The sequence below is a fragment of the Spirillospora sp. NPDC052242 genome, assembly GCF_040679555.1.
Taxonomy (GTDB): domain Bacteria; phylum Actinomycetota; class Actinomycetes; order Streptosporangiales; family Streptosporangiaceae; genus Spirillospora.
Genome location: NZ_JBFAUZ010000021.1, coordinates 129,425 through 138,058, shown reverse-complemented (window position 1 = coordinate 138,058; position 8,634 = coordinate 129,425). Strand labels below are relative to the sequence as shown.

Here is an 8,634-nt window from a genome sequence, read left to right as displayed (position 1 = left end):
GTTCCGGGCGCTGCTGGAGATCGAGGACGACATCGAGGTGGTGGCCGAGGCCGCGAACGGCGGCCCCGCTTTTGCCGGGGGGTGTGGGGGGTCGCCCCCCACAGTGATGCGCCTGACATTGCGGGGATTTTGCCCCTTTGCGGACGTCATCACCGGGTGCGCGGGCATGTCCCGGGCGACGCGAGGAGGGGTGATGGCCGACACCGTGGTCGTGGTGGGGGCGGGGATCGCCGGGCTGGCCTGTGCCGTCCGGCTGCGCGAGAACGGCGTTCCGGTGCGGGTGCTGGAGGCGTCGGACGGCGTCGGCGGGCGCATGCGCACCGACGTCGTCGAGGGGTTCCGGCTCGACCGGGGCTTCCAGGTGTTCAACACCGCGTACCCCGAGGTGCGCCGCCTGATCGACCTGAAGTCGCTGCACCTGCGGCCGTTCGCGTCCGGGGTGATCGTCTACGACGCGGGACGGCGGGAGCGCGTCATGCTCCCATGGCGGCACCCCTCGTACACGCTGAGCACCCTCTTCGCGGGCATCGGGTCGCCGCGCGACAAGGCCGCGCTGGTCGCGATGACGGCCCGCGACATGGCCGTCCCGCCGTCCCGGATCCGCGCCGGCACCGAACGCACGACGCTGGACGAACTGCGCCACCGGGGCGTCTCGGACACGATGATCGACCGGCTGCTGCGCCCCTTCCTGGCCGCCGTCCTCCTCGAACGCGACCTGGAGACGTCGAGCCGCTACTTCCACCTGCTCTGGCGGTCGTTCGCGAGCGGCACCATCGGGGTGCCCGCGCTCGGCATGGGGCGGGTCCCGGCGCTGCTCGCCGACCGGCTCCCCGAGGGGACGGTCGCGCTGGAGACGCCCGTCCGGGAGATCACCGACGACGGCGTCCGGACGGCGTCCGGCGAGACGATCGCGGCGCGCGCGGTCGTCGTCGCGGCGGACCCGGTGGCCGCGGCGGCGCTCGTCCCGGGCGTCGAGGCGCCCGCGATGCGGTCCGTCACGACCTTCTACCACGCGGCCCCGTCGTCGCCGATGCGCGAACCGGTGCAGATCATCGACGCCCAGGGCGTCATCGCGGACACGCTCGTCCTCACCGACGCGGCCCCCGAGTACTCGCCGGACGGGCGCGCGCTGATCTCCACGTCCGTCCTCGGCGTGCACGGCGACGCCGACGAGCCGTGGGTGCGCGACCGCCTCACGCAGATCTACGGGCACACCAACGGGTGGCGGCACATCGCGACGTACCCGGTCCCGGAGGCGCTCCCCGCGATGCCGCCGCCGCTGCGGTTCCGGCGGCCCGTGCGGCTCGGCCCCGGACGGTACGTGTGCGGCGACCACCGCGACACCGGTTCCATCCAGGGCGCCCTGGTCTCCGGGCGCCGCGCCGCGCAGGCCGTCCTGGACGACCTGCGCGCCCTCGACGCACGGCGGCGGATCACCGCGGTGCCGGAGTCACAGCCGTGACGCGGCGGGCATCGCCTGCTCGCGCGGCTCGAACGCCCGGATCATCCCGTCCTGGGTGAAGGACGCGACGAGCCGTCCGTCCTCGGTGACGATCTGCCCGCGGACGTGGCTCATGCCCGCGCCGGCGTACGCGCTCTCGTGGTGGTAGCGGAGCCAGCCGTCCCACCGCACGGGCTCGTGGAAGTGCACGGCGATGCCCATGACCGCCGTCGACACCGTGCGGTGCGCCTGCGACGTCCCGATGCCGGGGTGCGCCCGCATGGTCGCCGAGATCGCCAGATGGCCGGTGAAGTGCGCGAGGAGGGCGCGCCGCAGGTCGTCGCGTGCCGGGACGGCGTCGTAGCGCACCCACGCGTCGATGATCGGGGGCCCGACCTCGTCCGGGTCGCCGTAGTCCTCGATGCCCTCGATGCGGATCTCGCGGCCTTCGAGGGGCATGTCGACGGGATGCGCCGATTCGGGGCCCGCGGGCGCCGGACCCGTCCACGCGTCGTGCCGCACGACGTCGGGTCCCGGGCGGTCGAGCAGCAGGGTGCAGGTGACGCACGTCCGGCCGCCTTGCGCGACCGCGACCGTCGCACTGGCGAACGTGCGCCCCTCCCGGACGGGCGTCACCGTGAACTCGAGGGGCTTCGCGGGGTCGGCGACCGCGACGAACAGCGCATGGGCCGAACGCACGGTCCGTCCGGCGAACGCCTTCGACGCGGCGACGACGCACTGGGCGAGGATCTGGCTGCCGTCGACGACCCGGCGGCCGCCGCCGTCGCTGTCCCCGGTGAACGCGAACCGTCCGGCGTCGAGGGGCGCCACGTCGAAGACGTCCAGCATCCGGGCGAGGGACGAACCGGTCACGGGCGCACCCCGGTGAAGACGCCCGGGCCGATCGTCACGCGGACGGCGTCCAGGTCGAACGCCACGTGCCCGGCGAGCCGCGCGACCTGCGGGAACGGCTCCGGGTAGGCCCACGCGATCCCGGAGCCGTCGCCGCCGGCCGTCCGCCAGTACACGGCCTCGCCCTTGAACGGGCAGACCGTGCGATGGCCGCTCGGCTCCAGGCGCGTGAAGTCGACGGCGTCCTCGGGGAAGTAGACCGCGAGCCCGTGGTCCTGCTCGTCCACGAACAGGCACGCGCGGCTGCGGGCGAGCAGCGTCTCGCCCAGCCGCGCCGTCACGAGGTTCGTGCGGGCGAGCAGATCGACGCGATAGTCCGGACGTTCGTGATACATCGACCGTGCGGCTGCCAAGGCTGCGACCTCCCTCGAACGGACGCCCCCATCCTCGCAGCGGCCATCCCCGAGTGGAAGGGGCGTTCTCAAATTCGAGATCATGATTGCCAAGGTTGTGCGCCGCGCACCGGGTAGGCCGGTGACATGGGCGAACGCAAGGGAGAACCGTCGGTCGGGGACGAGGTCGAGTGGCGCAGCCACGGGTCCACGGCCGAGGGGAAGGTCGAGAAGAAGGTCACCGACCGGCGGAAGGAGGCCGGACGCACCGTCGCGGCGTCACCCGACGAACCCCAGTACGTCGTGCGCAGCGAGAAGAGCGGCAAGAAGGCCGTCCACAAGCCGTCGGCGCTGAAGCGGAAGCCGAAGTGAGCGTGGACGACGCCGGGATCGAGGCCGAGTTCGGCGAGGTCGTCAACATGACCCCGAATGAGCTCGAACGCTGGCTCGACACCGAGGAGTCGCGCTCCGCCGGGCAGAAGGACGGCGGCGGCGAGTCGACCGGCCACGCGTCGGGCCGCCGGATCGTCGAGCTGCTGCGGACCAAGTCGTCCGATCTGACCGGCGACGACCGGGCGCACATGAACAAGGTCGTGGGCTACGTCCACCGGCACCTCGCGCAGCGCCCGTCCGGCGACGTCGAGCACACCAGGTGGCGGTACTCGCTGATGAACTGGGGCCACGACCCCCTCAAGTAGCGAACGCGCCGGCGAACGCCGCGAGCGCCGCCGTTCTGGCCGCGTGGCCGGGCAGGTCGGGGTCGGGCGGCGTGCCGAGCAGCACGAGCTGGTGGTACAGCGGCGCGGTCGCCGCGATGAGCAGCCGCCGCGCGTCGACGCCCGGGGCCAGCTCGCCCCGCGCCACGGCCCGCTCGACGACGATCTCGCAGCGGGCGTACCGGTCCTCCCAGAGCCGCCGCTGGGCCTCGGCCGCCTGCTCCGAGCGGAACGAGGCGGCGATCAGCGCCGCCATGATCGGGGGCCGCGCGGCCATGGCGTCCTGGATCTCGTGGTTCAGTCCCGCCAGGTCGCGCTCCAGCGAACCGGTGTCCGGCGGCCGCCAGTCGTCGTCGCCCGCCGCGTCGAGGACGTCCGCCAGCAGGCCGCCGACGTCCTTCCAGCGCCGGTAGACCGTCGCGCGGTGGACGCCCGCCCGCGCGGCGACGGCGTCCATGGTCAGCCCGTCGAAGCCGTGCTCCCCGAGCTCCGCCCGGACGGCGTCGAGCACCTGCGCGCGCACCCGCGCGGTCCGGCCGCCGGGACGCCGGGCCGGGGGCGGGCGCCGATCATCCGGTTGCATGCGGGACTGGGTCATGGCACCATCCTAAAGTAACAGTTGTCGCATTAGTGGAGTCGCCGATGCTCATCCGGAGCGTTCACCCGGTCCCGCGGTCCCAGGCCGCCCGCCCCTCGAATGCTTCGGAGTGCCATGCCCACGCAGATCACCGCGCTCGCCGCGTCCAAGTCCTTCGACGGCCGGGTCGTCCTCGACTCGGTGACGTGCACGCTCGCCGCGGGTGAGCGCACCGGGATCGTCGGTGAGAACGGTTCCGGGAAGACCACCCTCCTGCGCCTGCTCGCGGGCCGCGAACGCCCCGACGCGGGCGAGATCGTCGTCCAGGCGGACGGCGGCGTCGGCTACCTCGCACAGGACGAGCGGCTCCCGCCGGACGCGACCGTCCAGGAGATCATCGACCGCGCGCTGAGCGACCTCCGCGCGATCGAGGAGCGGATGCGCCGCCTCGAGAAGGCGATGGCCGACGGCGACGAGACCGCGATGACCGAGTACGGCGAGCTGCTGACCGTCTTCGAGCTGCGCGGCGGCTACGACGCCGACGCCCGCGTCGAACGCGCCATGCACGGCCTCGGGCTCGGCCTCGTGGAACGTTCCCGCACCGTCGGCGGCCTGTCCGGCGGCGAGCAGGTCCGGCTGCGCCTGGCGGCCGTCCTCGCCGCCGCCCCCGAGGTCCTCCTGCTGGACGAGCCGACCAACCACCTCGACGACGGCGCCGTCACCTGGCTGGAGGACCACCTGCGCACCCGCCGCGGCACCACCGTGGCGGTCTCGCACGACCGGACGTTCCTCGAACGCGTCGCCACGACCCTGCTGGAGGTCGACGGCGACCGGCGCACCGTCGTCCGGTACGGGGACGGCTACGCGGGGTACCTCGCCGAGAAGAAGGCGGCCCGCGAACGCTGGGTCCAGGCGCACGACCGGTGGCGGGCCGACGTCGCGCGGCTCCGCGAGTCCGCCGCGACCACCGCCCGCCGGGTCGCGCCCGGCCGCGCGATGAAGGACGGCAACAAGATGGCCTACGACCGCGCCGGCGGCCGGGTGCAGCAGTCCCTGGCGAGCCGGGTGCGCAACGCCGAGGAACGGCTGCGCCGCCTGCTCGCCGACCCGGTCCCGCCGCCGCCCGAACCGCTGCGCTTCACCCCCGTGCTCCGCGCCCGCCGCCTGGAAGGAGTCGTCCTCGACGCCGCCGGCGTCACCGTCACGGACCGCCTGCGCCCCACCACCCTCGCCGTCTCCGCAGGCCGGCGGCTGCTGATCACCGGGCCGAACGGCGCGGGCAAGAGCACCCTCCTGCGCGTCCTCGCGGGCGACGCCGTCCCCGACCGCGGCACCGTCACCCGCCGGGCCCGGATCGGGTACCTCCCGCAGGAGCCCCGGCCGGGCGCACCGGACGACACGCTCCTCGCGGCCTTCGCCCGCGGCCGGACCGGCGACCCCGCCGAGCACGCCGACCGCCTGCGGTCCCTCGGCCTGTTCGACCCCGCCCACTTCACGACCCCCGCCGGCCGCCTGTCCACGGGCCAGCGCCGGCGGCTCGCCCTGGCGCGGCTGCTCACCGAACCCTGGGACGTCCTCCTCCTCGACGAGCCCACGAACCACCTGTCGCCCGCCCTCGTCGAGGACCTCGAAGCCGCCCTCGCCGGCTACGACGGCGCCCTCGTCGTCGTCAGCCACGACCGCCGCCTGCGCCGCCGCTGGCGGGGCGCCCGCCTGTCCCTGTGACCGAAGGAACCGCGATGCCCGCTCCCGCCGACCCGACCGTCCTGCACCCGATGCCCGGACAGAACCGGCTCGTCCAGCTGAAACCCCTGGTCACCTCGCCGCTGATCGAGGTCGGGGAGTACTCGTACTACGACGATCCGGACGATCCGACGGCCTTCGAGACCCGCAACGTCCTGTACCACTACGGCCCGGAGAAGCTGATCATCGGGAGGTTCTGCGCGCTCGGCGAAGGCGTCCGCTTCATCATGAACGGCGCGAACCACCGCATGGACGGCCCGTCCACGTTCCCCTTCCCGATCATGGGGGGTTCGTGGGCCGAGCACGTCGACCTCATCACCGGCCTGCCCGGCCGCGGCGACACCGTCCTCGGCCACGACGTGTGGCTCGGCTACCGCACGACGGTGATGCCCGGCGTCCGCATCGGCCACGGCGCCGTCGTCGCCTCCGGCTCCGTCGTCGTGGACGACGTCCCCGACTACGGCGTCGTCGGCGGCAACCCGGCCCGGCTCATCCGCCGCCGCCACACCGACGCCGACGTCGAACGCCTCCTCGCCGTGGCCTGGTGGGACTGGCCCGTCCGGCACATCACCGCCCACATCCGCACGATCATGTCCGGCACCATCGACGCCCTGGAGGAAGCCGCCGCCGACAAGCCGGAGTGACCGGTTCAGCCCCGGCCCTCGCGCCGGCGCTGCTCGGCCTCCAGCACGTCCGCGAGGGCCGACCGCTCGGCCTGATGGCGGCGGAGGAGGTCGGCGCTGAACTCCGTCCACGCGGCGTCCTGCTCGTCCGTCATCGCCCCGGGCACCTCGGACTCGACGTCCGGACGGGCGTCGAGGAACCTCTGGAACAGCGAGCCCATCTCCCGGCTGTGCCGCCGGCTGAGCGCGATGCGCCGAGGATCCATCGACCTCACCTCCACCGGTCCGCACCCTACGCCCCGCGCCGCCGAAGCGCCGACGTCCCGCCCGAACCGTGGGTCAGTACAGGAGACCTTCGGGGAGGTAGCCGGAGCGGACGTCCAGGTGCCAGCCGTGCGCGAGGACGGCGAGCTTCGCGAGGGCGAAGGCCGTGAGCGGCAGCAGGGTGCGGGGCGCGGGGTCGGCGCCGACGCTCTCGCGGTGCTCGACGAGCCGGTCGGCGAGGGCGCGCTCGAACGCGGGGCGGTCGTCGTCCAGGAGGACGCGCAGGAGCCGCTGGTCCGGGGTGAGCGGGCCGGCGTCGTCGAGGCGGCGGGCGGCGCGGGCGCGTTCGTCGGCGTCCGGTTTGCGCACGCGCTCCTTCGGTTCCGGACGGCCGATGGGCGGGATCGTGCCGATGATGTAGTCGCACAAGGCGTCCATCTCGGCGAGGGCCGCGGCGGCGTCCCGGTGCTCCTCGCGAAGTTCGGGGGAGATGGCCGATTTCAGGACGAGGTGGTATCGCCACGGATGCTGGAATTCGCTGCCGATCAGGCAGAGGGCGAATGTCTCGATCCAGGTGCTCACCGGGGGCACCGCGCGTGTGTCGTGGATGCTGAAAACGATGTTGTTCTGGTTGAGTTCCTCTTCAGGGTCGAGGTCGGGGAGCAGGTGGAAGACCACCTCGAAGTCGCCTCTCGGCCAGAGGCCGAGGTCCATGATGCCCGCGACGCACGCCGCCGCCGTCCGCAGGGCCCGGTGCGCCTCGACGGAGGACAGGTCGGGTTCGGCCAGGCTGCGGGCGGCGACGTGGTCGAGCAGCCGGTCGCACGCGTCCCGGAGGTTGTCCAGGGACAGGTCCCAAAGCAGCCGGGTGTGGAGCGCGATGGCCTGATGGTGGACGTCTTCGAGGGCCTGCGCGATCCGTTCCTCGCCGACGTGATGGCGTGCGACTTCCAGCATGGTTGGACTCCTCGACGGAAAGGCCGACGAGTCACGATATCGAAGTCGTTTCGGATTGGACCGGTAAAAGGCGGAAGTGCGCGAATTGAGGACGATTCCGCACTCCCGTGAAGGTCGCCCCGAAGCCTTCAGCGGTCTCGCCGTCGGCCCCGGCGGGCGGCGGGGCCGAATCGCCGCCGCCCGAGCCGGGTCACTCGGCCGTGTGGGCGAGGATGGCGGCGGCAAGCTCCTCGTGGGTCTCGGGCGGGAGGGTGTGGCCCAGGCCGGACGGGGTGAGCAGGCGGGCGCCCGGGATGCGTTCGGCGATCACGGCGCCGTGGCCGGGCTTGACCGGTTCGTGGGTGCCCTCGATGACGAGCGTGGGGGCCTTCACGCGGTGCAGGGCGTCCGCCGGTTCGAAGCCGGGGTCGGCCGCGGCCGCGAGGCGGTGGTTCGCGGCGGCGGACAGGTCGCGGGCGCGGTCGTGGACGCGTTCCTGCAGGCGGCGGGCGGCGTCCTCGTCGAACGGGAGGCCGGTGCCGTGCAGGACGCGCTGTTCGGCGATCATCGCGTCGATGCGGGCGCGGCGGCCGGACGGGGGCGGGGCGGTCATGAGCGCGCGGAAGTGGGCGACGAACTCGGGCGTCGGCTCGGGCAGGCTCCCCGGGGGCTGCGGCTGCCCGGTGAGGGCCCGCAGGAGGACCTCGCCCTCGCCGCCGCCCAGGGGCGACGACGCGATGACGGTCAGCGAGCGCACCCGCTCCGGCCGTTCGACCGCGATGAGCTGGGCGAGGAGGCCGCCCGCCGAGTGCCCGACCAGGTGCGCGCTCGCCAGCCCGTGGGCGTCCAGGACGCGCAGGACGTCGTTCTTGATGTCGTCCCACGTGTACGGGTTCGCGGCGAAGTCGACGGTGTCCGACATGCCGGTGTCGCGGTGGTCGTAGCGGATGACGCGGCGGCCGCCGGCGGTGAGCCGGCCGACGAACTCGTCCGGCCACAGGACGCCCTGCGACATCGAGCCCATGATCAGCAGGATCGGCGCGTCGGTCGCGGCGCCGAACTCTTCGCTCCAGAGGTTCACGGTTTGCAT

Annotated in this window: 11 protein-coding genes; 5 read left to right on the top strand and 6 right to left on the bottom strand. The window is 73.6% G+C overall.

Annotated features, from left to right (window positions below; all coding sequences use genetic code 11):
- Positions 1 to 193: 193 nt before the first annotated feature.
- Positions 194 to 1,462, top strand: coding sequence for an NAD(P)/FAD-dependent oxidoreductase (locus AB0L25_RS19120; RefSeq protein WP_500173827.1), 1,269 nt, complete (start codon positions 194 to 196; stop codon positions 1,460 to 1,462).
- Here AB0L25_RS19120 and AB0L25_RS19115 read toward each other — a convergent pair.
- Together AB0L25_RS19115 and AB0L25_RS19110 are read right to left on the bottom strand one after the other, a co-directional pair.
- Positions 1,451 to 2,314, bottom strand: a complete 864-nt coding sequence (locus AB0L25_RS19115) for an acyl-CoA thioesterase (RefSeq protein ID WP_500173826.1) — start codon at positions 2,312 to 2,314, stop codon at positions 1,451 to 1,453. The genes AB0L25_RS19120 and AB0L25_RS19115 overlap by 12 nt on opposite strands.
- The gene (locus tag AB0L25_RS19110) at positions 2,311 to 2,706 is read right to left on the bottom strand and encodes a DUF427 domain-containing protein (protein ID WP_500173824.1); all 396 of its coding nucleotides are present in this window, start codon (positions 2,704 to 2,706) and stop codon (positions 2,311 to 2,313) included. Before AB0L25_RS19110 ends, AB0L25_RS19115 begins: the two co-directional genes overlap by 4 nt.
- Before the next feature lie 126 nt (positions 2,707 to 2,832).
- On the opposite strand from AB0L25_RS19110, the gene AB0L25_RS19105 reads away from it, so the two are divergent.
- Positions 2,833 to 3,057 (top strand): hypervirulence associated TUDOR domain-containing protein, encoded by a 225-nt coding sequence (locus tag AB0L25_RS19105; protein WP_500173822.1) that lies wholly within the window; start codon positions 2,833 to 2,835, stop codon positions 3,055 to 3,057.
- On the top strand, positions 3,054 to 3,383 hold the full coding sequence (locus AB0L25_RS19100) for a DUF3140 domain-containing protein (RefSeq protein WP_500173821.1): 330 nt from the start codon (positions 3,054 to 3,056) through the stop codon (positions 3,381 to 3,383). Before AB0L25_RS19105 ends, AB0L25_RS19100 begins: the two co-directional genes overlap by 4 nt.
- On the opposite strand, the gene AB0L25_RS19095 is transcribed toward AB0L25_RS19100, so the two are convergent.
- The gene (locus tag AB0L25_RS19095) at positions 3,376 to 3,999 is read right to left on the bottom strand and encodes a TetR/AcrR family transcriptional regulator (RefSeq protein ID WP_500173819.1); all 624 of its coding nucleotides are present in this window, start codon (positions 3,997 to 3,999) and stop codon (positions 3,376 to 3,378) included. The two genes, AB0L25_RS19100 and AB0L25_RS19095, sit on opposite strands and share 8 nt — an antisense overlap.
- Positions 4,000 to 4,113: 114 nt before the next feature.
- On the opposite strand from AB0L25_RS19095, the gene abc-f reads away from it, so the two are divergent.
- Together abc-f and AB0L25_RS19085 are read left to right on the top strand one after the other, a co-directional pair.
- Positions 4,114 to 5,703: a ribosomal protection-like ABC-F family protein gene (abc-f, locus tag AB0L25_RS19090; RefSeq protein ID WP_500173817.1), complete on the top strand. Its 1,590-nt coding sequence runs from the start codon at positions 4,114 to 4,116 to the stop codon at positions 5,701 to 5,703.
- 14 nt (positions 5,704 to 5,717) lie between these two features.
- Complete coding sequence (locus tag AB0L25_RS19085; protein ID WP_500173815.1) at positions 5,718 to 6,365, top strand: CatB-related O-acetyltransferase; 648 nt, start codon at positions 5,718 to 5,720, stop codon at positions 6,363 to 6,365.
- 5 nt (positions 6,366 to 6,370) lie between these two features.
- Here AB0L25_RS19085 and AB0L25_RS19080 read toward each other — a convergent pair whose 3' ends face one another.
- From AB0L25_RS19080 to AB0L25_RS19070, 3 genes are all read right to left on the bottom strand, one after another.
- Complete coding sequence (locus AB0L25_RS19080; RefSeq protein WP_500173813.1) at positions 6,371 to 6,610, bottom strand: hypothetical protein; 240 nt, start codon at positions 6,608 to 6,610, stop codon at positions 6,371 to 6,373.
- 73 nt (positions 6,611 to 6,683) lie between these two features.
- Complete coding sequence (locus tag AB0L25_RS19075; RefSeq protein WP_500173811.1) at positions 6,684 to 7,565, bottom strand: immunity 49 family protein; 882 nt, start codon at positions 7,563 to 7,565, stop codon at positions 6,684 to 6,686.
- A gap of 190 nt (positions 7,566 to 7,755) precedes the next feature.
- Entirely contained in the window at positions 7,756 to 8,634 is an 879-nt protein-coding gene (locus tag AB0L25_RS19070) for an alpha/beta fold hydrolase (RefSeq protein ID WP_500173809.1), read from the bottom strand.

Excerpts from the sequence above, each read along its gene's own strand:
- AB0L25_RS19120 (WP_500173827.1), top strand. The coding sequence starts at position 194 with ATGGCCGACACCGTGGTCGTGGTGGGGGCGGGGATCGCCGGGCTGGCC.
- AB0L25_RS19105 (WP_500173822.1), top strand. The coding sequence starts at position 2,833 with ATGGGCGAACGCAAGGGAGAACCGTCGGTCGGGGACGAGGTCGAGTGG.
- AB0L25_RS19095 (WP_500173819.1), bottom strand. The coding sequence starts at position 3,999 with ATGACCCAGTCCCGCATGCAACCGGATGATCGGCGCCCGCCCCCGGCC.
- abc-f (WP_500173817.1), top strand. The coding sequence starts at position 4,114 with ATGCCCACGCAGATCACCGCGCTCGCCGCGTCCAAGTCCTTCGACGGC.
- AB0L25_RS19085 (WP_500173815.1), top strand. The coding sequence starts at position 5,718 with ATGCCCGCTCCCGCCGACCCGACCGTCCTGCACCCGATGCCCGGACAG.
- AB0L25_RS19080 (WP_500173813.1), bottom strand. The coding sequence starts at position 6,610 with ATGGATCCTCGGCGCATCGCGCTCAGCCGGCGGCACAGCCGGGAGATG.
- AB0L25_RS19075 (WP_500173811.1), bottom strand. The coding sequence starts at position 7,565 with ATGCTGGAAGTCGCACGCCATCACGTCGGCGAGGAACGGATCGCGCAG.
- AB0L25_RS19070 (WP_500173809.1), bottom strand. The coding sequence starts at position 8,634 with ATGCAAACCGTGAACCTCTGGAGCGAAGAGTTCGGCGCCGCGACCGAC.